This window comes from Streptomyces sp. 5K101, assembly GCF_046506645.1.
Classification (GTDB): domain Bacteria; phylum Actinomycetota; class Actinomycetes; order Streptomycetales; family Streptomycetaceae; genus Streptomyces.
In genome coordinates this window covers 182,335-204,420 of sequence record NZ_JBKFFO010000013.1, presented here as the reverse complement: position 1 = coordinate 204,420, position 22,086 = coordinate 182,335, and the positions used below count along the sequence as shown (strand labels likewise).

Genomic DNA, 22,086 nt, shown 5'->3' with positions numbered 1-22,086 from the left:
GATGACCGAGATCATGCATGGCGCGTACACCATTTCCACCGACCCGGCCCGGCTGGACCAGGACCGCATCCACCACTGGCTCTCCACCGAGGCGTACTGGGCACTCGGCCGCAGCCGGGAGAAGCAGGACAGGGCCATCGCCGGATCGGTCAACTTCGGCGCGTACGAGACGGTCTCGGGGCAGATGGCCGGCTTCGCGCGTGTGGTCACCGACCACGCCACCTTCGCCTGGCTCTGCGACGTCTACATCGACCGGTCCGCCCGCGGCGAGGGGCTGGGCACCGCACTGGTCACCGCGGTCCGCGACCACTTCGCCCCCCTCGGGCTGCGCCGCATCCTGCTCGCCACCGACGACGCCCACGGCGTCTACGAGAAGGTGGGTTTCACGGAGCTCGCCGTCCCCGGGAACTGGCTCAACCTGACGTTCGAGTGACCCCCTTGACCTGCGACGCTTTCCCCATCACCATCACGCCATGACTGTCCGGGTCACCCTGGTCGCCGCCGCGCGCAGCTCCCCGCTGCTCACGGAGCGGTTCGACGACGACCGGCCGCTCGACCAGGCCGGCTGGCACGAGGTACAGCTCGCCGCGCACGCGCTCGTGCCGCTGAGCGCGGCCGAACTGCGCTACTGCTCGCCCACCACCCGCAGCCGTGCCACCGGCGAGGCGCTCGGCTTCGCCCCGATCGCCCAGCCGGCCCTGCGCGGCTGCGACATGGGCCGCTGGCGCGGCTGCACGCTCGCCGAGGTGACCGCGCGCGAGCCCGCAGCGGTCGACGCCTGGCTCGCCGACCCGCGCAGCGCGCCCCACGGCGGCGAACCGCTGCTCACGTTCATCTCACGGATAGGCGGCTGGCTCGACACCCGGCCCGCGGACGACTGCCGCGCGATCGTGGCCGTGGCCGAACCGTCCGTGGTGCGGGCGGCCTTCGTGTACGCACTGCGCGCCCATCCCACGACGTATTGGAACGTCGACGTCCGCCCGCTGTCGACGGTGACCCTCACCGGGCAGCCGGGCCGCTGGCACCTGTGCCTGGAGGCGGCCGCCTGAACCGGCCGCGGTGCCTCGCCGCCCCCACGGTAGCGCCCGGCCCCTGCGAAACCCACGCCCTCCGGGGCACCCGTTCCGGCGCGACCGGGCGGCCACGCGTGCGGTCGGCGACGGAAGGGCCAGGCACGCTGGATCGTGCAGCCGAGCCCGCGAAAGCCTCGGCCTTTGCATACCTCTGCATAGTTGCGTATAGTCATGCCATCGATGAGGAGGCTTTCGATGACGGTTCGAGCAGCGGTGGCAGGGGCGAGCGGGTACGCGGGCGGAGAGTTGCTCCGACTGCTGCTGGCGCACCCCGAGGTGGAGATCGGCGCCCTCACGGCCAACTCCAACGCGGGCCAGCCGCTCGGCGCGCTGCAACCGCACCTGCTGCCGCTCGCCGGCCGGGTGCTCCAGCCGACGACCGCCGACGTCCTCGCCGGCCACGACGTCGTGTTCCTCGCCCTCCCGCACGGCCAGTCCGCCGCCGTCGCCGAGCAGCTCGGGTACGACGTCCTGGTCGTCGACATGGGCGCCGACTTCCGGCTCACGGACGCCGCCGACTGGGAGGCGTTCTACGGCTCCGAGCACGCCGGCACATGGCCGTACGGCCTCCCCGAACTACCGGGTGCCCGCGCCGCGCTGGAGGGGTCCAAGCGTGTCGCGGTGCCCGGTTGCTACCCCACGGCCGTCTCGCTCGCGCTCTTCCCCGCCTACGCCGCGGGACTCGCCGAGCCCGAGGCCGTGATCACCGCCGCCAGCGGCACCTCCGGCGCGGGCAAGGCCCTCAAGCCGCATCTGCTCGGCTCCGAGGTGATGGGCTCGATGAGCCCGTACGGCGTGGGCGGAAGCCACCGGCACACCCCCGAGATGATCCAGAACCTGAGCGCGGTGGCGGGGGAGCGTGTCACGGTCTCCTTCACTCCGACGCTCGCGCCCATGCCGCGGGGCATCCTCGCCACCTGCTCCGCGAAGGCGAAGCCGGGCACGACCGCGGCCGACGTGCGCGCCGCGTACGAGAAGGCGCTGGCGGACGAGCCGTTCGTCCACCTGCTGCCCGAGGGGCAGTGGCCCACCACCGCCTCGGTCTACGGATCGAACGCCGTCCAGATCCAGGTGGCGTACGACCAGGCGGCCGGTCGCGTCATCGCCATCAGCGCCATCGACAATCTCACCAAGGGCACCGCGGGTGGCGCGGTGCAGAGCATGAACATCGCCCTCGGATTCCCTGAGGGCACGGGTCTTTCCACGATTGGAGTTGCGCCGTGAGCGACGCGCGCGCAGCTGCCGGTCCGCGGATGACGACGATGCCCACACCCCTGAGCCGCGCGGGCGGAGATGGGGGTACCTCCCAGGCGTCAGCTCTGGGGGAGAACGGAGAAGCACAGTGAGCGTGACCGCAGCGAAGGGATTCACGGCGGCGGGCATCGCCGCCGGGATCAAGGAGAACGGCAGCCCGGACCTGGCCCTCGTGGTCAACAACGGGCCGCGCCGCGCCGCCGCGGGTGTCTTCACCTCCAACCGCGTCAAGGCCGCGCCGGTCCTGTGGTCCGAGCAGGTCCTGGGGGGCGGCGAGGTCACCGCCGTGGTCCTCAACTCGGGCGGCGCCAACGCCTGCACCGGCCCCAAGGGCTTCCAGGACACCCACACCACCGCCGAGAAGGCGGCCGACGTCCTCGGCATCGGCGCGGGCGAGGTCGCCGTCGCGTCCACCGGCCTGATCGGCGTCCTGCTCCCCATGGACAAGCTGCTGCCCGGCATCGAGCAGGCGGCCGCCCAGCTCAGCGAGCACGGCGGCGAGAAGGCCGCCATCGCCATCAAGACCACCGACACCGTCCACAAGACGGCCGTCGCGCCGGGCGACGGCTGGACCGTCGGCGGCATGGCCAAGGGCGCGGGCATGCTGGCCCCGGGCCTCGCCACCATGCTGGTCGTCCTCACCACGGACGCGGACCTGGACGCGGCCACCCTCGACAGGGCGCTGCGGGACGCCACCCGGCAGACGTTCGACCGGGTCGACTCCGACGGCTGCATGTCCACCAACGACACGGTGCTGCTGCTCGCCTCCGGCGCGTCCGGCGCGAAGCCCGCGTACGAGGAGTTCGCCGACGCCGTGCACACGGTCTGCGACGACCTCGCCCGGCAGCTCATCGGCGACGCCGAGGGCGCCTCCAAGGACATCCGCATCGAGGTGGTCAACGCGGCGACCGAGGACGACGCCGTCGAGGTCGGCCGCTCCATCGCCCGCAACAACCTCCTCAAGTGCGCCATCCACGGCGAGGACCCGAACTGGGGCCGGGTGCTCTCCGCGATCGGCACCACCAAGGCCGCCTTCGAGCCCGACCAGCTCAACGTCGCCATCAACGGCGTCTGGGTCTGCAAGAACGGCTCCGTCGGCGAGGACCGCGACCTGGTCGACATGCGCTACCGGGAGGTGCGCATCACCGCGGACCTCGCCGCCGGCACCGAATCCGCGGTCATCTGGACCAACGACCTCACCGCCGACTACGTCCACGAGAACAGCGCGTACAGCTCATGAGCACCACGAGGAAGCACACCGCACTGCCCAAGGCGCAGATCCTCATCGAGGCGCTGCCCTGGCTGACCCGCCACAACGGCAAGACCGTCGTCATCAAGTTCGGCGGCAACGCCATGATCGACGACGAGCTCAAGGCCGCCTTCGCCCAGGACGTCGTCTTCCTGCGGCACGCAGGCCTAAAGCCCGTCGTGGTGCACGGCGGCGGCCCGCAGATCTCCGCCGCGCTCGACCGGCACGGGCTGGTCAGCGAGTTCAAGGCCGGGCTGCGGGTCACCACGCCCGAGGCCATGGACGTCGTACGGATGGTGCTCGCCGGCCAGGTCCAGCGCGAGCTGGTCGGACTGCTCAACCAGCACGGGCCGCTCGCCGTCGGCCTCACCGGCGAGGACGCCCACACCATCACCGCCACCAAGCATCAGCCGACCATCGACGGGGAACTCGTCGACATCGGCCGGGTCGGCGAGATCACCGACATCGACACCGGCGCCATCGAGGCACTGCTCGCCGACGGACGCATCCCGGTGATCTCCTCGATCGCCCGTTCCGAGGACGACGGACATGTCTACAACGTCAATGCTGATACGGCGGCTGCGGCACTCGCTGCGGCGCTGGGCGCCGAGACACTGATGGTCCTCACCGACGTCGAGGGCCTGTACGAGGACTGGCCCCACAGCGACGAGGTCATCAGCCGCCTCACCGCCACCCAGCTGGAGAAGCTCCTGCCCGACCTCTCCAGCGGCATGGTCCCCAAGATGGAGGGCTGCCTGCACGCCGTGCGCAACGGGGTCACCACGGCCCGCGTGATCGACGGCCGGGTACAGCACTCGATCCTGCTGGAGATCTTCACCGACGAGGGCATCGGCACGATGGTCGTGCCGGACGGACAGGGGGACTGACATGAGCAACCAGGAACTCACGCACCGGTGGCAGGGCGTGATGACGGACAACTACGGCACGCCGAGGCTGTCCCTGGTCCGCGGCGAGGGCGCCAGGGTGTGGGACGCCGACGGCACCGAGTACACCGACTTCGTCGGCGGCATCGCGGTCAACGCGCTGGGCCACGCGCACCCCGCGATCGTCGAGGCCGTCAGCCGCCAGATCGCCTCCCTCGGCCACGTCTCCAACCTCTTCGTCGCCGAACCGCCCGTCGCGCTCGCCGAACGGCTCGTCCAGCTCTTCGGCCGGCCCGGCCGGGTCTACTTCTCCAACTCCGGCGCCGAGGCCAACGAGGCCGCCTTCAAGATCGGCCGGCTGACCGGGCGCGGGCACATGGTCGCCACCAGCGGCGGGTTCCACGGCCGGACCATGGGCGCCCTCGCGCTCACCGGACAGCCCGCCAAGCAGGAGCCGTTCCTGCCGCTGCCCCCGGACGTCACCCACGTCCCCTACGGTGACGCCGAGGCCCTGCGCGCGGCCGTCACCGAGGACACCGCGCTGGTGATCATCGAACCGATCCAGGGCGAGAACGGCGTGGTCGTACCGCCCAGGGGCTACCTCGAGGCCGCGCGGGAGATCACCCGGGCCACCGGCACCCTCCTCGTCCTCGACGAGGTCCAGACCGGCATCGGCCGGACCGGCCACTGGTTCGAGCACCAGGCGCACCAAGGCGTCGAGCCCGACATCGTCACGCTGGCCAAGGGCCTGGGCGGCGGGCTGCCCATCGGCGCGACCGTCGTCTTCGGCGAGGCGGCGGACCTGCTGAAGCCCGGTCAGCACGGCACGACGTTCGGCGGCAACCCGGTCGCCTGCGCCGCGGGACTCGCCGTCCTCGACACGCTCGCGGCCGACGGAGTCCTCGACTCCGTCAAGCGGCTCGGCGAGAAGCTGCGCGACGGAATCGAGGGTCTCGGGCACCCGGCCGTCTCCCACGTCCGTGGCAGCGGCCTGCTGCTGGGTATCGTGCTCACCGGACCGCTCGCACCGAAGGTGCAGCAGGCGGCCCAGGATGCGGGATTCCTGGTGAACGCCCCCGCGCCCGATGTCGTACGGCTCATGCCGCCCCTGATCATCGGTGACGCCGAGGTGGATGCGTTCCTCCAGGCGCTCCCCGGCATCCTCGACGCGAGCAACGGGGAAGGACGAGCCGGAGAATGAGACGACGATGACAGAGGCGCGGTACCCCGAAAGTGCTGAGCACGGCGGCCCCGCCGTACCGCAGACCCGCACGGCCCGCCACCGCCGGATCGTGGACATCCTCAACCGCCAGCCGGTGCGCTCACAGAGCCAACTGGCCAAGCTCCTCGCGGACAACGGGCTGAGCGTCACACAGGCGACGCTCTCCCGGGACCTCGACGAGCTGGGCGCGGTGAAGATCCGCAACACGGGCGGCGAGTTGATCTACGCGGTGCCCAGCGAGGGCGGTTTCCGCACCCCGCAGGCCCCGCTGGGCGAGTCCGCCAAGGAGGAGCGCATGCGGCGCCTCTCCGCCGAGCTGCTGATCTCCGCGGAGGCGTCGGCGAACATCGTGGTGCTGCGGACGCCGCCGGGTGCGGCCCAGTTCCTGGCCTCGGCCATCGACCAGGCCGAACTGCACGACATCCTCGGCACGATCGCGGGTGACGACACCCTGATGCTGATCAGCCGCGACCCGGCCGGCGGCCAGGCCCTCGCGGACCATCTGCTGCGGCTCGCGCAGAAGGAGCGCTGAACCGATACGGCGCGGCACCCGTCCGGACGGGTGCCGCGCCGTACTGTTGCCCGGCTCGTGGTCACCGGGGTAGCGGCGGCAGGGGCAGCGGCAGTCCCGGAAGTCCGTCGATGCTGGCCGCGATGTGCTCCTTCTTGGTGAAGTACGCGTCCAGCGAGGCGTCGTCCTCGCGCGCGAACCGCTTGCCGTGCAGGTCGCGGTCCTCGTCGTACGTCATGAACGGCACGGCGTACCCGCAGGTGTCCCGGATCAGTTCGGCCGTCACGACGATGACGGCGCGCAGCCCGTGCGGTGACGGATCGATCCCGGGAAAGTGCGTGAGCAGCCCGGCCCAGCGCTCGTCGTCACGGAAGACCGCCTCACCGCGCCCGTGCACCCGGACGATGTTGGGCGGCCCCTGGAAGGCACACCACATCAGGGTGATGCGGCCGTTCTCGCGGAGGTGGGCGATCGTCTCCGCGTTGCTGCCGGCGAAGTCGAGGTAGGCGACGGTCCGTTCGTCGATGACGGCGAACGATCCCTTCAGGCCCTTGGGGGAGAGATTGACCGTGCCGTCCCCCGACAACGGCGCGGTCGCGGTGAAGAACACCGGCTGGGCCTCGATGAAGGCACGGAGTCGTCCGTCTATGTGCTCATGCGTCTTTCCCATGGGGGAATTATCGCCGCGCGACCGCGGCGCCCACCGGGGTTTCAGGCCCTGAGACCCAGGTGACCGCGCATCACGTTCATCACGTAGTCGCTGAACAGATGCGTGCACCGCCCCAGCAGCGCGTCCAACTCCGCCCGCACACCCCCTCGCCGCCCGGAGGTCCGCGTACGGCAGCCCCTCGAGCCACCGACGCTCCTGCACGGTGGCCGCCGCGTTCCGCCGCACCCCAGGGTCGGCGTCGGTCAACAGGCGGACCGCAGCGCGCAGTTGCGTGACACCTCCGTGTTCCTTCAGCAGGCGGAAGGCCGCCCGGCGCGTCTGCGCGGGCCGCTCGGGCGAGAGCCGCTCGAAGAGCGCCTCCACCGGCAGCCGGTGCGCGAACGGCAGAAGGGCGCGAGCCGCTTCGCGGGCCACGGCCGCCGACGGGTCGTCGAGCAGCGCGCGTACGTCCTCCTGGGGGACCGCCTGGAGCAGTCGCAGACCGACGACCGCCTGGGCGCGCACCCCCGCGACGGGGTGCGTGAGAAAGCCGCGCAGCAGAGCGGCGTCCTCGCGCCTGCCGCACTCGGCGAGACCTGTCACGGCCCATGGCACGAGCGCGGCGGGATCGGCGCAGAGCTCCGCGCAGGCGGCGTGCGCGTCCCCGCCGCTCCCGCTCACGAGCCAGCGGGCGCAGGCGCGCACCAGAGAAGAGCGGTCGGCGAGGTGACGGACCGCCTCGTGCGCTCGGCCCGCCCGCCGCAGCGCGGTCACCCCGGCTGACCGTACGAGCGGCGCATGCGCGCCCAGCAGGATGTCGACGGCCTCGTCGTCCGGCCCCTCGGCCGCCATCACGGCGAGCGTCGCGTCCGACCACCACCGCCACAGGACGGGGTCCAGGTCGTCGGCCGCGTGCCGCGCGAGCTCGCGTACCCCGAGCAGGCCGTGGTCCAGGACGACGCGTGCGGAGAGCCGCCGGGCGGCGGTGTCCCGGCCGAAGTCGCCGAGCAGGGCGAGCGCGAGGTGCGGCGCGGCCCGCAGGGCCTCCTCGAACAGCTCACGCGCCCATACCCCCAGCTCGCGGCGGCCGACCCGGAGCGCCAGCGGGGTGAGGGTGCGCAGTGCGGCCTCGGGCTCGGCCGCCAAGCGCTCCGCGAGCATCCGGCGGGCCCGCAGCCGCACCGGCTCGACCCAGTCGGCGCACCTGATGACGGTGAGGTGCCAGAAGGCAGGGGTGCGGCCTCCCGCGGCGAGGGCCGCCTCGCGCACCCGCCCGTCCGGATGGCACAGAGCGGTCTCCGGCTGAGACCTCAGCCGGTGGTCCGGCTCGCTGCCGTACCGGCCGAGGTCGCGCACCGCGTGGTCGAGGGCCGTCCAGCAGGCCGGGTCGTCGAAGTCGAGAACGTGGCTCGCCGGGAGCCCCCGCACCAAGTGACCCACGGCTTCGCGGCCGGCCGCATCGTCCCATCGCTTGCCCCGGCTCATCAGTCCTCCCCCTGGTCGACAGTGGTGCGTGCCGAGCCTAGGGAGGCGGTGCGGCCCGGACCAGCGCATTTTCTCTCTCAATTGACAAAACATACGGAACTCTGCATAGTTATACCCATCAGTGTTCGCACCGTGAGGAGAACCCCGTGACCGAGCGCGTCGTACTCGCCTACTCGGGCGGCCTGGACACCTCCGTCGCCATCGGCTGGATCGCGGAGGAGACGGGCGCCGAGGTCATCGCCGTCGCTGTGGACGTCGGTCAGGGCGGCGAGGACCTGGACGTCATCCGTAAGCGCGCGCTCGCCTGCGGTGCCGTCGAGGCCGAGGTCGCCGACGCCAAGGACGAGTTCGCCGAGGAGTACTGCCTCCCCGCGATCAAGGCCAACGCGCTCTACATGGACCGCTACCCGCTGGTCTCCGCCCTCTCCCGGCCGACGATCGTCAAGCACCTCGTCGCCGCCGCGAAGAAGCACGGCGCCACCACCGTCGCCCACGGCTGCACCGGCAAGGGCAACGACCAGGTGCGCTTCGAGGCGGGCATCGTCGCCCTCGCACCCGAGCTCACGTGCATCGCCCCGGTCCGCGACTACGCGATGACCCGGGACAAGGCGATCGCCTTCTGCGAGGAGAAGCAGCTCCCGATCGCCACCACCAAGAAGTCGCCGTACTCGATCGACCAGAACGTCTTCGGGCGGGCCGTCGAGACCGGCTTCCTGGAGGACATCTGGAACGCGCCGATCGAGGACATCTACGAGTACACCTCGAACCCGGCGGAGCCGAGGGAGGCCGACGAGGTCGTCATCACCTTCAAGGAAGGCGTCCCCGTCGCCCTCGACGGCAAGCCCGTCACCGTCCTGCAGGCCGTCCAGCAGCTCAACGAGCGGGCCGGCGCCCAGGGAATCGGCCGGATCGACATGGTCGAGGACCGGCTCGTCGGCATCAAGTCCCGCGAGGTCTACGAGGCCCCCGGCGCGATCGCTCTGATCACCGCGCACCAGGAGCTGGAGAACGTGACCGTCGAGCGCGAGCTCGCCCGGTACAAGCGGCAGGTCGAGCAGCGCTGGGGCGAGCTGGTCTACGACGGCCTGTGGTTCTCCCCGCTCAAGCGGGCCCTGGACGGCTTCATCAACGAGGCCAACCAGCACGTCAGCGGCGACATCCGGATGACGCTGCACGGCGGCCGCGCCGTCGTCACCGGCCGGAAGTCCGACGAGTCGCTGTACGACTTCAACCTCGCCACCTACGACTCGGGCGACACCTTCGACCAGTCCAAGGCACAGGGCTTCATCGAGATCTTCGGCCTGTCGCAGAAGATCGCGGCGAAGCGTCACCTGCGGGCGTAGCCCGACGGGACCTCGCGCAACCCGCACGCGTTGTACAGACCGCCTCCCCGGACCGTCCGGCAAGGCCGGGCACACCCCGGGGCACACCCCCGGGCGACGCCCGGGGGAGGCCGCACATCAGAACCCCTCCCAAGGAGCAACAGCTGTGAGCAGCAACAACGGTGACGTCCGGCTCTGGGGCGGCCGCTTCGCCGACGGCCCCGCCGAGGCGCTGGCGAAGCTGTCCGCGTCGGTCCACTTCGACTGGCGTCTCGCGCCGTACGACATCGCCGGATCCCGCGCCCACGCGCGCGTGCTGCACCAGGCGGGCCTGCTCACCGAGGACGAGCTGACGCGCATGCTCGCCGGCCTGGACCAGTTGGAGGCGGACGTGGCCTCCGGCGAGTTCACCGGCACCATCGCCGACGAGGACGTGCACACCGCACTCGAGCGGGGCCTCCTCGAGCGGCTCGGCCCGGACCTCGGCGGCAAGCTCCGCGCCGGCCGCTCCCGCAACGACCAGGTCGCCACCCTCTTCCGGATGTACCTGCGGGATCACGCCCGGATCATCGGCGGCCTCATCGCCGACCTCCAGGACGCCCTCGTGGGCCTCGCCGAGGCGCACCCGGACGTCGCCATGCCGGGCCGCACGCACCTCCAGCACGCCCAGCCCGTGCTGTTCGCGCACCACGTCCTCGCGCACGTGCAGTCCCTGTCCCGCGACGCCGAGCGGCTGCGCCAGTGGGACACCCGTACCGCCGTCTCCCCGTACGGCTCCGGCGCGCTGGCCGGCTCGTCCCTCGGGCTCGACCCGGAGGCGGTGGCCAGGGACCTGGGCTTCGAGCGCGGTTCCGCGGGCAACTCCATCGACGGCACGGCCTCGCGCGACTTCGTCGCCGAGTTCGCCTTCATCACCGCGATGATCGGTGTGAACCTCTCCCGGATCGCCGAGGAGATCATCATCTGGAACACGAAGGAGTTCTCCTTCGTGACCCTGCACGACGCCTTCTCGACCGGGTCGTCGATCATGCCGCAGAAGAAGAACCCCGACATCGCGGAGCTGGCGCGCGGCAAGTCGGGACGCCTGATCGGCAATCTCACCGGGCTGATGGCCACCCTCAAGGCCCTCCCGCTCGCCTACAACCGCGACCTCCAGGAGGACAAGGAGCCGGTCTTCGACTCCTGCGACACCCTCGAGGTCCTGCTGCCGGCGTTCACGGGGATGATGGCCACGCTCACCGTCAACCGGGAGCGCATGGAGGAGCTCGCCCCGGCCGGCTTCTCGCTCGCCACCGACATCGCCGAATGGCTGGTCAAGCAGGGCGTGCCGTTCCGGGTCGCGCACGAGGTCGCCGGTGAGTGCGTCAAGGCGTGCGAGCAGCAGGGCATCGAGCTCGACCAGCTGACGGACGAGCAGTTCGCGAAGATCTCGCCGCACCTCACCCCCGAGGTCCGCACCGTCCTGAACGTCCCCGGCGCGCTGGCCTCCCGCAGCGGCCGCGGCGGTACGGCCCCCTCGGCGGTCGCCGTCCAGCTCAACGAGGTCAAGGCCGATCTGGTGATCCAGCACGCCTGGGCCGCCGCCAAGGCCAAGCCGTAACGGTCCGCAGCACCGCAGCACCGCACCGCCGCCGCCCTGTTCGCGAGCGCGTCGAACGACGCGCAGGGACAGGGCGGCGGCGAAGTGCTGTTGCGCCGGAGCGGGCGTTCGTCCCGGCCGGCGTCAGGAGCTCGTGAGGACGACGAGTTGCCGGGTCGCCCGGGTCATCGCGACATAGCGGTCGACCGCTCCTTCGACGCCCTCGCCGAACTCCTCCGGATCGACGAGGACCACCAGGTCGAACTCGAGCCCCTTCGACAGCTCCGGGGTCAGTGACCGGACGCGGTCCGTCGCCCGGAACGTGCCCTCTTGGATGCCGCCGGCGCCGATGACACAGGCGATGCCCTCGGCATGCGCGGCGAGCCAGGCGTCGAGGATCGAGTCCAGTTCCGCAACGGACCCGTGGACGACGGGGACACCGCCGCTGCGGATGGAGGTGGGCACGTTGGCGTCCGGGAGCACGGTCCGGATGACCGGCTCGGCCTCCGTCATGATCTCTTCCGGCGTCCGGTAGTTGACGCTCAGGGACGCCAGGTGGATCCGGTCGAGCCCGACCCGTTCGAGACGTTCCCGCCACGTCTCCGTGAACCCGTGCCTGGCCTGGGCGCGGTCCCCGACGATGGTGAAGCTCCGGGACGGGCAGCGCAGCAGCAGCATCTGCCACTCCGCGTCGGTGAGTTCCTGCGCCTCGTCCACGACGATGTGCGCGAACGGTCCGGCGAGCAGGTCCGGGTCGGTGGTCGGCAGTTCGGCCTCGTCGACCAGGCTGACCCGGGCGTCCTCGCCGCGCAGCATCGTCACCAGGCCTTCGCCGTCGTCCCCGTCGGCGCCGGAGACGGCCGCGGCCTCGATCAGGTTGTCGACCACCTGCGCCATGCACTCACGCTGGGCGGCCATGACGGCCTCGTGCCGGCGCTTCTGCCGGGCCGCCTCCGGGTCGCCGAGCCGCTGCCGTGCCGCGTCCAGGAGCGGCAGGTCGGACACCGTCCAGGCCTGCGCGTCCCCGCGCTGCAGCTTCCGGACGTCGTCCGGGCCGAGCCACGGAGCGCACATCCGCAGGTAGGCGGGCACCGACCACAGATCGCCGACGAGGTCGGCGGCTTCGAGCAGGGGCCAGGCGCCGTTGAAGGTCGTGCGCAGCTCCCTGTTCCGCATCAGCGCCGTGCGGAGCAGGTCGGGCGAGACGTCGCCGTCGTGCTTGTCCACCAGGATCGTGAGCAGCTCCTCCCAGACCTGGTCGCGCGCCTCGTTGTGCGGAGTACCGGGCTCCGCCGCCTCGAACGCCACCGCCCAGTCGTCGGCGCTCAGCCAGATGTCGGACCAGTGGGTCGTGACCGTCGTCCCCTTGGCGGGCGGCTCCTCGTAGAACCTGACGGCCGTCTCGATCGCCTTCACCATGTCCGCGGACGACTTCAGGAGGGCCACGTCCGGGTCGGCCTCGATCGCTGCCGCGGCTCCCTCGGCGACGAGGTCCCGCAGGGTGCAGGTCTGCACGCCCTCCTCCCCGAGGCTCGGGAGGACATCGGCGACATAGTTCAGGTAGGGCCGGTGCGGACCGACGAACAGCACACCGCCCCGACGGTGCCCGAGGCGAGGATCGGAGTGGAGGAGGTAGGCGGAGCGGTGCAGGGCGACGACGGTCTTCCCCGTGCCCGGACCGCCGTCGACGACGAGAGCGCCGCGGGATCCCGCCCGGATGATCGCGTCCTGGTCGGCCTGGATGGTGCCGAGCACGTCGCGCATCCGTGGTGACCGGTTGCTGCCCAGGCTGGCGATGAAGGCGGACTGGTCGTCGAGGGCGGCGTGCCCGGCGAACCCGTCTGCGGTGAACACCTCGTCCCAGTAGTCGCTGATCCGGCCGCGGGTCCACCGATACCGGCGGCGGCTCGCCAGACCCATCGGGTTGGCGTGCGTGGCTCCGAAGAACGGCTCGGCCGCGGGGGAGCGCCAGTCGACCAGCAGCCGACGCCCCGCGCTGTCCGTGAGGCCGAGTCGTCCGACGTACACCGGTTCGGCGTCGTCCGCGCCGACCATGCGTCCGAGGCACAGGTCCAGACCGAAGCGACGCAGTGCGCGCAGGCGAGCTGTCAGCCGGTGGATCTCCGCGTCCCGGTCCATCGCCTGCCGGCCCACCCCGCCGGGCGCCCTGCGCTCGGCGTCGAGGCGGTCGGACACCTCCGCGATCGCCTGCTCCAGGCACTCGGCGAGGGCTGCGAAGTGCTGCTCGTCGCCCGCGATCAGTGTCGGGTCGGCCTTGGCGGAGAGGTGGTCGGGAAGGTCGAAAACGCTGGTGGTCAGGGGATTCATCGCATCAGTCCGATCTGAGGTCGCCGGCGGCCACTGCGTGCGGCAAGGCGTCTCGTGTTCCGGTGGTCGGCTCGACGGTCTCTCGTGGTTCACGCGGAGACGGGTTGCCCTTTCCGGCCGTGGCCGATCGCGTCGACGAGGAGCTGCGCGGCCGCCGTCGCCCCGTCGGTACGGATGGCGCCGGCCACGGCCCTCGCTCGTGCACGGGTCTCGGTGGTCAGGGCCGCATCGAGCGCGGCAAACAGGGACGCGAAGGTCGGCGTGGGACCGTCGTGTGCCACACCGATGCCCAACTCGGCGACCCGGCCCGCCCAGTACGGCTGGTCCGCCGCCTGGGGCACCACTACCTGAGGCGCGCCGGCCCGGGCGGCCGTCGTCGTGGTGCCCGCGCCGCCGTGGTGCACGACGGCGGTCACCCGTCCGAACAGCGCCTGCTGGTTGACCTCGCCGACGGCGAAGCAGTCGTCCCGGTCGTCGATCAGTGCCAGGTCGGCCCAGCCGCGCCCGACGAGTGCGCGGCGGCCCTGCGCGCGGATCGCCGCGACGGCCACCTGGGCGGCGTTTGCCGACGCGCGCATGGGCATGCTGCCGAAGCCCACGTACACCGGTGGTTCGCCGGCCTCAACGAACGCCACCAGCTCGTCCGGCAGCGGGCGTTCGTCCGGCAGGATCCACGCACCGGTCTGCACGACGTCGAGGTCGGGCGTCTCCTGCCACGGGTCCAGGGTCGGGTCCGTGGCCAGCCACGGCCGGTCGCCGATGACGTAGTCGCGGACGTGGACCACCGGGGGCAGGCCGATCGATGCCCGGTTGGTGTTGAGCGCCTCACCGAACAGTGCGTCGATGCTCCGGGCGTCCAGGTCCCACAGCACCCGGTTGTCGGTCACGTCGGGCGGGAGCGGCCGGCCCGGGTACGCCAGCGGCGGCCGGCCCGGCGACGGCAGGGTGAGCTGCTGGAACGTCACGGACACGGAGCGGATGCCCAGTTTCTCGGCCACCGACAGCGCGCCGGCCGCGGCCGGCATCATGCCGGTCGCCACCAGCACGTCACATCCCTCGGCCGCCTCGGTGACCACGTCGAACTGACTGGCCATCAACTCGGCCGCACGCCTCGGGAGATCAGCCGCCGTCGGCGGCGGTCCGCCGGTCGTCAGCGCGCGCGCCGACCGGCCGACCGGCACCAGCGGTACGCCGACACCGGCCAACCGCTGCGCGAAGTCCTCGTCCGGCGGCGCGCACACCCGGGCCTCGGCGCCGAGTTCCCGCAACCGCACGGCGAGTCCCACCAGCGGTTCGACGTCCCCGCGTGACCCATACGTCGACAACAGCACACGCATTCTTGCGACTCCCCGTTTCCGCAGATTCCGGCACAGGCCGGAGATTCTGCGGTACGACCAGGGCCTTGCCGCAAGCCCCCCAGTGCGCTATACGTTGAGAGTGGCAAGGAGTGGGTGACTCCTTGCCTTTGTTTTTGCCGCCCGTGATTTCGCCGCCGCGACCCCGCTGTTCGCGGAGCTCGGCCGCGTGCTCCTGGCGGGCACGGCCGCCCGACGATCGCGGCCGATGCCGCTGACGCCCGGCGGCCGGGTGGGCTCCTCCTGCCGGCCCCGCCGAGGTTGTCCGCCGCCTCCACTCGTGCTGCTCGTCGCACGGCTGCCTTCTCGGACTCACGACACCGCCTGTGAGACGCCCATGCCTGGAATGAGACATCAACGTCTCACTTGGGTTATGCTCGTCTCATGGCCATGGATCGTGAACAGGTACTCCGTACCGCCGCCGCCCTGCTGTCCCGGAAGTCGACCGCCACCATGGACGAGGTCGCCCGGGCCGCCGGCATCGGGCGCGCCACGCTGCACCGCCACTTCGCCGGCCGCGACGCGCTGGTCAGGGCGCTCGAAGCGTTGGGCATCCAGGAGTTCGAGGCGGCGCTCGACCGGGCGCGGCTCGACGAGGGCTACGCGAGTGACGGGCTGCGGCGACTGATCGCCGAGATGGAGCCGGCCGCCGATCTGCTGGCCTTCCTGGTCACCGAGAACCAGCTGTTCGAGGGCGACCAGGTCAACGAGGGCTGGTCCCGGCTCGACGCCCGGGTCGCGGCGCTCTTCCGGCGCGGCCAGGAGCTGGGTGAGTTCCGTATCGACCTCTCGCCCGCATGGCTGACCGAGGCGCTGTACGCGCTGATCGGCTCCTGCGCGTGGGCCGTCATGGACGGCCGCGTCGCCAAGAAGGACTTCCAGTACATGACCGCCGAGCTGCTGCTCGGCGGAGCCCGACGGAGTGTGAGGACATGAGCAGCACCATTCGGCCCACGACCAGGGCGGACGAGACCGTGTACCGCCCCGGGCGGTGGCTGGCGCTCTCCGTCCTGGTGCTGGCCGTCCTGCTGGTGGCGGTCGACGCGACGGTCCTCGGCCTCGCGACCCCGTTCCTGAGCGAGGACCTCGAACCGACCGGCAACCAGCTCCTGTGGATAGGCGACGTCTACTCGTTCGTCATCGCTGGACTCCTCGTATCGATGGGCAGCCTCGGCGACCGCATCGGGCGCAAGCGGCTCCTGCTCGGCGGCGCCGTCGCGTTCGGCGCGGTGTCCGTGCTCAACGCGTACGCCACCAGCCCCGAGCTGATGATCGCCGCCCGGGCGCTGCTCGGTGTCGCGGGAGCCACGCTGATGCCCTCCACGCTGGCGCTGATCCGCAACATCTTCCACGACCCGAAGGAGCGCAGTCTCGCCATCGGCATCTGGGGCGCCATGGCCTCGGCCGGTGCCGCCGTCGGACCCGTGGTCGGCGGCTTCCTGTTGGAGCACTTCTGGTGGGGCTCCGTCTTCCTGATCAACCTGCCCGTGATGGCGGTCCTGGTCCTCGTCGGCGTCAAGCTGCTGCCCGAGTCCAGGAACGCGATGGCCGGCCCGTGGGACCTGGCCAGTGTCGCGCTGTCGCTCGTCGGCATGGTCGGCGTCGTGTACGCGATCAAGGAGGCGGCGAGCCACGGGCCGGGCCTGGGCGCGGGCGCGGCCGTGGTGATCGGTGCCGCCGCGCTGTACGGCTTCGTACGCCGGCAGCTGACGCTGCCCGCACCGCTGCTCGACATGCGGCTGTTCCGCAACCGCGGCTTCTCCGGCGCGGTCCTGGCCGACCTGCTGACCATTCTGGGCCTGTCCGGCCTGGTGTTCTTCCTGTCCCAGTTCCTGCAACTGGTGCAGGGCAGGCAGCCGTTCGAGGCCGGCCTCGCGGAGTTGCCCGCCGCGATCGGCGCGGTGGCCACCGGACTCGTCGCGGGCTCCGTGGCCCGGCGCTTCTCGGTACGGGCCGTGGTCGCGGGCGGTCTCGCCGCCGTCGGCCTCGCGCTGGCCGCACTGACGTTCCTCGGCCAGTCCACGGGCTATCCGCTGCTGGGTGCGGCGCTGCTGGTCGTCGGCGTGGGGGCGGGCTTCTCGTTCACCGTCACCGCCGACGTGATCCTCTCCAGTGTCCCCAAGGAGCAGGCGGGCGCCGCGTCCGCGGTGTCCGAGACCGCGTACGAACTTGGCGCGGCGCTCGGCATCGCCCTGCTCGGCTCCGTCCTGACCGGCGTCTACAGCGGGTTCGCCACCCCGGCCGGGGTGCCGGCGGCTACCGCGTCCGCGGCGCACGAGTCACTGGGCGGCGCGGTGGAGGCGGCCGCGGGCCTGCCGCACGCCGAGGCGGCGGCGCTGGTGGCCGCGGCACAGGAGGCGTTCGTCGACGGCCTGCGGGCGGCGGCGGGCGTGGGCGCGGCGGTGCTCCTGGCGACGTCGCTCGCGGCGTGGTTCCTGCTGCGGGGCCAGAAGCTGGCGGAGAGCGTAGAACACTGACGCCGCGTGCCACCGGGCGGCTGCTTCCCCCACCCCATCCCACCCCTTCCCGAACCGGGGCCTGCGCCCCCGGACCCCGGCCTCAGTCTCCCCCTACGGCCTGGCGGCCGTGGGGGTGCCTCGGCGGGGTTGGCTCTGCGTGGCGCGCCGCTCGGGGCGCTGCACATGCCCCGGGCCTCACTCTCCCTACGGCCTGGCGGCCGTGGGGGTGCCTCGGGCGGTTGGGTGTGCGCGGTGCGCCGGTTGGGGTGCTACCCCAGCCCCGGGGCCTTACGGCCTGGATGGGGGTCCGGTCCCACGGCCGCCAGGCCGTAGGGGGCTTTGAGGACACCGCGCGAAGCGCGGGGCGGGGGCCGGGGCTTGCCCCGGTTTAGGGGAAGGGGCGGGGCGGGGAACAGCCCCCGCAGGGGCCACGCCACCGCCCCCCAGGCTTACGCCGCCTTCGCCTTCGTGGCGTACATGTCCACGTACTCCTGGCCCGACAGCCGCATGACCTCCGCCATCACCGAGTCCGTGACCGCGCGCAGCACATAGCGGTCGCGGTCCATCCCCTCGTAGCGCGAGAACTCCATCGGCTCGCCGAAGCGGACCGTCACCCGGCCCGGGCGCGGCAGGCCCGCGCCGCCCGGCTGGAGCTTGTCCGTGCCGATCATCGCGAAGGGGACCACCGGCGCGCCCGTCATCAGCGTCAGGCGCGCGATGCCCGTACGGCCCCGGTACAGACGGCCGTCGGGGGAGCGGGTGCCCTCGGGGTAGATGCCGAAGACCTTGCCCTCCTCCAGCACCCGGCGGCCGGTCATCAGCGCGGCGACACCGCCGTTGGCGCCGTCGCGGTCCACCGGGATCATGCCGACGCCGGTGAAGAACCACGCCATCGCGCGGCCCTTGAGACCCTTGCCCGTGACGTACTCGTCCTTGCCGATGAAGAACACCGGACGGTCGGTCACCAGGGGCAGCACCATCGAGTCGATGAACGTGAGGTGGTTCCCGGCGAGGATCACCGGGCCCGTTCCGGGAATGTTCTCAGCGCCTTCCACACGGGGGCGGAACATCAGGCGCAGGAACGGCCCGAGCACTGCCTTGATGAGCGTCAAGCGGGACAACGGGTCCTCCGGTGTCATGGGACGGAAGGTGATGGCCGGTACATCCGGTGCGTGGCATGCGTGAGTCTGTGCAGGTGAGGACGATACTCGCGGCTCGCGCCCACCGCACATCGGGTTCACGAAGGAGATACGCGGTGTTGACGCGTGTTTTCACGGTGTTCGCCCAGGGTCTGCCGCGGGTAAGGGGCGGCTGCCTACGATCGGGCGACGCTCGACAGGTGCGGGACATCACATGGAGGAACGTTTCATGACACAGGGTGCGAGCAGCAGTCCGGCACGCCGGACGCTTCTGGGAGCCGCCGTTCTGGGTACGGCCGCTCTTGGTGTCGGCGCGGGCGCGGGCGCGGCGCAGGCCGGAGAGCGCCCCGGCGGCCGCCCGTCGTACAAGGGACTGCCCGTGCCCGCCGTGATCGCGCACCGTGGTGCCAGCGGCTACCGGCCCGAGCACACCATCGGGGCGTACCAGTTCGCCCTCGACATGGGCGCGCACGTCATCGAGCAGGACCTGGTGCCCACCAAGGACGGTCATCTCGTATGCCGTCACGAGAACGACATCACCGGCACCACCGATGTCGCCGAGCACCCCGAGTTCGCCTCGCGCAGGACCACCAAGTCCGTCGACGGCGTCAGCATTACCGGCTGGTTCACCGAGGACTTCACGCTCGCCGAGCTGAAGACGCTCCGCGCCAAGGAGCGCATCCCCGGCACCCGCCAGGAGAACACCCTCTACGACGGCCGCTGGACCGTGCCCACCTTCGAGGAGGTCCTGCGCTGGGCCGAGGACGAGGGCCGACGCAGGGGCCGCCCGGTATGGCTGCACGTCGAGACCAAGCACCCCACCTACTTCCGCGGCATCGGCCTCGGTCTGGAGGAGCGCCTGGCCAGGCTGCTGCGGCGCTACGGGCGCCACCGTGCGGACTCGCCGACGTTCCTGCAGTCCTTCGAGCCGACCAGCATGCGGCGCATGGCAGGGCTCGTCGGCACGCCGCGCGTCGTCCTGCTGTGGACCCCCGACGACCGCCCGTGGGACTTCCGGGAGTCCGGCGACCCGCGCACCGTCGCCGACCTGGTCACGCCCGAGGGGCTGGCCTGGATCGCCGGGTTCGCCCAGGGCATCGGCCCCCTGCTCGACCTCGTCATCCCCAAGGACGCGAACGGCCGCCTGACCAAGCCCACGACGCTCGTGCGTGACGCGCACGCCAAGGGCCTGGTGGTGCACCCGTACACGATGCGCAACGAGAACAGCTTCCTGCCCGCCGACTTCCGCCGTGGCACCGACCCCAACGCCTACGGGGACGTCTTCGGCGCGTACAAGGCGTACCTGGCGACCGGGATCGACGGCATCTTCACCGACAATCCGGACACGGGCCTGCTCGCGGCGGCGGACTTCACCGGCTGACGCACGGTCAGCCGGTCACGCCGGCGGGGTCCGGTCACGCCACACCCGGACCCCGCGGACCCGGTCGCCCGTCACGGGCTGCCGGGTCCTTTCCGTCGTACCCGCGCTTTCGCTTCCACCCCCGCCCGATTGCCGCGGCGGCGGACGACCGTCGCCCGTTGACGGCCGATCGCCGGTGCCCGGCGGCCGCGGCCCCAGGTGGCCGCCCCGTACGGGTGATGCCGCCCGCTCCCCGAAACCGCGCGTCCGCGGGCGGACGTCAGGCCGGGCATGACCGTTCGCGACGAAACCCCCGCCCATGTCGTCAGCGTCCTCGGCCCGCTCGTCAGCGCCGAGGCCACCGCGGAGGCGCCCGGCACCGCCCTGGAGGCGGGCGATCTCGAACAGGCCGTCTGGGTACGGCTGCTGGAGCGGCTCGACGACGACGGACCGCCGCCGGACGCCGCCCGCTGGGTCAAGGCCGCGGTCCGTGCCGAGGCCCGCCGCGCCCGCCGCACGGCCGCCCGGGAGCTGCCGTACTGTCACGAACCCGCCGACGGCCCCGCCGCCGACCCGTCCGGCGGCCCCGAGCGCGCCGCCCTGCGCGCGGAACGCCGACGCGCGTTGCGCGCCGCCGTCGCGCGCACCCCGGGGAACTGCCCCCGGCTGCTGACCGCGATGTTGTCCCCGAAGGACCCCACCTACCGGGAAATCGCAGGGACGTTGGGAATCTCACAGGGGAGTCTGGGGCCGATGCGTTCCCGTTGCCTGGGATGTCTGCGCAGAATGCTCGCGGCAGAGGTTGCAGCTCCTGAACATCGGGGAAAGGAGCGGTAGACAACCGGCGGACAGGTGAGCGGGAGGCATGCGCACATGGGCATGAGCGTGACCATCTCAGCGGCGGGTGAGCACGATGCGGAGCACATCCTCAAACTCCAGTACCTGTGCTACCAGACCGAGGCCGAGCTCTACGGCGACTACGGCATCGAGCCCCTGACGCAGAGCCTCGCCGGCTTGCGGGACGAGATCTCCCAGGGCCACGCGCTGGTGGCCAGGCTCGGCGACGAAGTGGTCGCCTCCGTGCGCGCCCGGGTCGACGAGTCCGGCACGGCCAGGATCGCGAAGCTCATCGTGCACCCCCGGATGCAGCGTCACGGTCTCGGCGGCCGGCTCCTCGACGCCATCGAGGCCCGTTTCGCCGGTGATCCGGACATCAAGCGCTTCCAGCTCTTCACCGGCCACCGCAGCGAGAGCAACCTGCGCCTGTACCGCAGCCGCGGATACGTGCCGGTCTCCACCGAACAGATCGGCCCGCGCCTGACGCTCGTCACGCTGGAGAAGGCGCCGACGCCGGCCGCCTACGCCGCCAGCGCCTAGGCGGCCGCGCTCTGGCTGCGCGCACGGCGCAGCCAGAGCATGCCCGTCACCGGCAACAGCACCGGGATGAAGAGGTAGCCCATCCCGTACTCGGACCACACCGTCGAGTCGGGGAACGCGGACGGCTCCGCCAGCGTCCAGGTCCCCACGATCAGCACACCCGCGAGCTCGGCGGCGCAGCACACCAGCGCCGCCCTGCGGGCCGTCTCCCCGCCGCGCACCAGGGTGTACGTGATGAACGCGTACACCACGGCGGCGACGGCGGACAGCACATGCGCCAGCGGCGCACTGCCGAAGTCGGTCAGGATCTGGTAGGCGGACCGCGACACGGCGCCGACGGACATCACCCCGTACAGCCACACCAGCAGCAGCCCCGGGCCCTGCACCAGCCGGGTCCGTTCGGTCTCCGTCGTGGGCGCCGCCATCGTCAGCCTCCCCAGATGTCGTGGAGCCGTACTTCGAGGACGGCGAGCACGACGGCGCCCGCCGCCACCGTCGCCGAACCCCAGCGGGTGCGCTCCGCCAGCGACAGGAACCCGGCGGCGGGCACCGCGAGCGCGGATCCGATCAGATACGCCAGGAAGATGGCCGTGCCCTCGTCGGCCTTCTCCCCCCGCGCCAGCTGCACGATTCCGACGACCAGCTGCGCGAGCGTGAGGACGGACACCACGGCCATGCCGATGAAGTGCCAGTCCTTGGTCGGCTGATCGCGGTACGCGGCGAAGCCGCACCAGGAGGCTAGGGCGAGCGCGGTCACGGCGACCGCGACCGTCAGGGCGTCGAGCATGGGCTCGAGCGTATTACGGCGTGAGGCGCGGCCCGCGCGCGACCCCGGCCCGA

General features: G+C 71.8%; 20 protein-coding genes. 14 read left to right on the top strand and 6 right to left on the bottom strand.

Features of this window, described 5'->3' with window-relative positions:
* Position 1 precedes the first annotated feature (1 nt).
* The 7 genes from ACLB9X_RS24760 to ACLB9X_RS24730 all read left to right on the top strand — a co-directional run bounded on the left by ACLB9X_RS24760 (position 2) and on the right by ACLB9X_RS24730 (position 6,214).
* Positions 2 to 433, top strand: a complete 432-nt coding sequence (locus tag ACLB9X_RS24760) for a GNAT family N-acetyltransferase (protein ID WP_410362582.1) — start codon at positions 2 to 4, stop codon at positions 431 to 433.
* Positions 434 to 473: 40 nt separating this feature from the next.
* The gene (locus ACLB9X_RS24755; RefSeq protein ID WP_410362581.1) at positions 474 to 1,049 is read left to right on the top strand and encodes a histidine phosphatase family protein; all 576 of its coding nucleotides are present in this window, start codon (positions 474 to 476) and stop codon (positions 1,047 to 1,049) included.
* Positions 1,050 to 1,268: 219 nt separating this feature from the next.
* Positions 1,269 to 2,297: an N-acetyl-gamma-glutamyl-phosphate reductase gene (argC, locus tag ACLB9X_RS24750; protein ID WP_410362580.1), complete on the top strand. Its 1,029-nt coding sequence runs from the start codon at positions 1,269 to 1,271 to the stop codon at positions 2,295 to 2,297.
* A gap of 118 nt (positions 2,298 to 2,415) precedes the next feature.
* On the top strand, positions 2,416 to 3,567 hold the full coding sequence (gene argJ, locus ACLB9X_RS24745; RefSeq protein ID WP_410362579.1) for a bifunctional glutamate N-acetyltransferase/amino-acid acetyltransferase ArgJ: 1,152 nt from the start codon (positions 2,416 to 2,418) through the stop codon (positions 3,565 to 3,567).
* The gene (gene argB / locus ACLB9X_RS24740; protein WP_410362578.1) at positions 3,564 to 4,463 is read left to right on the top strand and encodes an acetylglutamate kinase; all 900 of its coding nucleotides are present in this window, start codon (positions 3,564 to 3,566) and stop codon (positions 4,461 to 4,463) included. Before argJ ends, argB begins: the two co-directional genes overlap by 4 nt.
* A gap of 1 nt (position 4,464) precedes the next feature.
* Entirely contained in the window at positions 4,465 to 5,661 is a 1,197-nt protein-coding gene (locus tag ACLB9X_RS24735; protein ID WP_410362577.1) for an acetylornithine transaminase, read from the top strand.
* Between the two features lie 7 nt (positions 5,662 to 5,668).
* The gene (locus ACLB9X_RS24730; protein ID WP_410362576.1) at positions 5,669 to 6,214 is read left to right on the top strand and encodes an arginine repressor; all 546 of its coding nucleotides are present in this window, start codon (positions 5,669 to 5,671) and stop codon (positions 6,212 to 6,214) included.
* Positions 6,215 to 6,275: 61 nt separating this feature from the next.
* Here ACLB9X_RS24730 and ACLB9X_RS24725 read toward each other — a convergent pair whose 3' ends face one another.
* The gene (locus ACLB9X_RS24725) at positions 6,276 to 6,863 is read right to left on the bottom strand and encodes a pyridoxamine 5'-phosphate oxidase family protein (RefSeq protein WP_410362620.1); all 588 of its coding nucleotides are present in this window, start codon (positions 6,861 to 6,863) and stop codon (positions 6,276 to 6,278) included.
* Positions 6,864 to 8,473: 1,610 nt separating this feature from the next.
* Between ACLB9X_RS24725 and ACLB9X_RS24720 the strand changes: the two genes are divergently transcribed.
* Both ACLB9X_RS24720 and argH read left to right on the top strand, forming a co-directional pair.
* Positions 8,474 to 9,670 carry an argininosuccinate synthase gene (locus ACLB9X_RS24720; RefSeq protein ID WP_410362575.1) on the top strand — a complete coding sequence of 399 codons (1,197 nt, stop codon included), beginning with the start codon at positions 8,474 to 8,476 and terminating at the stop codon, positions 9,668 to 9,670.
* Positions 9,671 to 9,815: 145 nt separating this feature from the next.
* Positions 9,816 to 11,249 carry an argininosuccinate lyase gene (gene argH, locus ACLB9X_RS24715; RefSeq protein ID WP_410362574.1) on the top strand — a complete coding sequence of 478 codons (1,434 nt, stop codon included), beginning with the start codon at positions 9,816 to 9,818 and terminating at the stop codon, positions 11,247 to 11,249.
* A gap of 123 nt (positions 11,250 to 11,372) precedes the next feature.
* On the opposite strand, the gene helR is transcribed toward argH, so the two are convergent.
* Together helR and ACLB9X_RS24705 are read right to left on the bottom strand one after the other, a co-directional pair.
* Positions 11,373 to 13,556: an RNA polymerase recycling motor ATPase HelR gene (gene helR, locus ACLB9X_RS24710; protein ID WP_410362573.1), complete on the bottom strand. Its 2,184-nt coding sequence runs from the start codon at positions 13,554 to 13,556 to the stop codon at positions 11,373 to 11,375.
* 89 nt (positions 13,557 to 13,645) lie between these two features.
* The gene (locus ACLB9X_RS24705; protein ID WP_410362572.1) at positions 13,646 to 14,893 is read right to left on the bottom strand and encodes a glycosyltransferase; all 1,248 of its coding nucleotides are present in this window, start codon (positions 14,891 to 14,893) and stop codon (positions 13,646 to 13,648) included.
* Between the two features lie 402 nt (positions 14,894 to 15,295).
* Here ACLB9X_RS24705 and ACLB9X_RS24700 point away from each other — a divergent pair, with 402 nt between their 5' ends.
* On the top strand, positions 15,296 to 15,847 hold the full coding sequence (locus ACLB9X_RS24700) for a TetR/AcrR family transcriptional regulator (protein WP_410362571.1): 552 nt from the start codon (positions 15,296 to 15,298) through the stop codon (positions 15,845 to 15,847).
* A complete protein-coding gene (locus ACLB9X_RS24695) occupies positions 15,844 to 17,388 on the top strand; it encodes an MFS transporter (protein ID WP_410362570.1) in 1,545 nt (514 codons plus the stop codon). The genes ACLB9X_RS24700 and ACLB9X_RS24695 overlap by 4 nt, the downstream gene beginning before the upstream one ends.
* A 431-nt stretch (positions 17,389 to 17,819) precedes the next feature.
* Here the strand turns inward: ACLB9X_RS24695 and ACLB9X_RS24690 are convergent, their stop codons facing one another.
* The gene (locus ACLB9X_RS24690; RefSeq protein ID WP_365991265.1) at positions 17,820 to 18,491 is read right to left on the bottom strand and encodes a lysophospholipid acyltransferase family protein; all 672 of its coding nucleotides are present in this window, start codon (positions 18,489 to 18,491) and stop codon (positions 17,820 to 17,822) included.
* Positions 18,492 to 18,738: 247 nt separating this feature from the next.
* Here ACLB9X_RS24690 and ACLB9X_RS24685 point away from each other — a divergent pair, with 247 nt between their 5' ends.
* The 3 genes from ACLB9X_RS24685 to ACLB9X_RS24675 all read left to right on the top strand — a co-directional run bounded on the left by ACLB9X_RS24685 (position 18,739) and on the right by ACLB9X_RS24675 (position 21,246).
* Complete coding sequence (locus tag ACLB9X_RS24685; RefSeq protein WP_410362569.1) at positions 18,739 to 19,890, top strand: glycerophosphodiester phosphodiesterase; 1,152 nt, start codon at positions 18,739 to 18,741, stop codon at positions 19,888 to 19,890.
* Positions 19,891 to 20,160: 270 nt separating this feature from the next.
* Positions 20,161 to 20,706 carry a sigma-70 family RNA polymerase sigma factor gene (locus ACLB9X_RS24680; protein ID WP_410362568.1) on the top strand — a complete coding sequence of 182 codons (546 nt, stop codon included), beginning with the start codon at positions 20,161 to 20,163 and terminating at the stop codon, positions 20,704 to 20,706.
* Between the two features lie 36 nt (positions 20,707 to 20,742).
* A complete protein-coding gene (locus tag ACLB9X_RS24675; protein ID WP_410362567.1) occupies positions 20,743 to 21,246 on the top strand; it encodes a GNAT family N-acetyltransferase in 504 nt (167 codons plus the stop codon).
* On the opposite strand, the gene ACLB9X_RS24670 is transcribed toward ACLB9X_RS24675, so the two are convergent.
* Positions 21,243 to 21,671 carry a hypothetical protein gene (locus tag ACLB9X_RS24670; protein WP_410362566.1) on the bottom strand — a complete coding sequence of 143 codons (429 nt, stop codon included), beginning with the start codon at positions 21,669 to 21,671 and terminating at the stop codon, positions 21,243 to 21,245. The genes ACLB9X_RS24675 and ACLB9X_RS24670 overlap by 4 nt on opposite strands.
* A gap of 2 nt (positions 21,672 to 21,673) precedes the next feature.
* Positions 21,674 to 22,033, bottom strand: coding sequence for a hypothetical protein (locus ACLB9X_RS24665; RefSeq protein ID WP_410362565.1), 360 nt, complete (start codon positions 22,031 to 22,033; stop codon positions 21,674 to 21,676).
* Positions 22,034 to 22,086 lie beyond the last annotated feature (53 nt).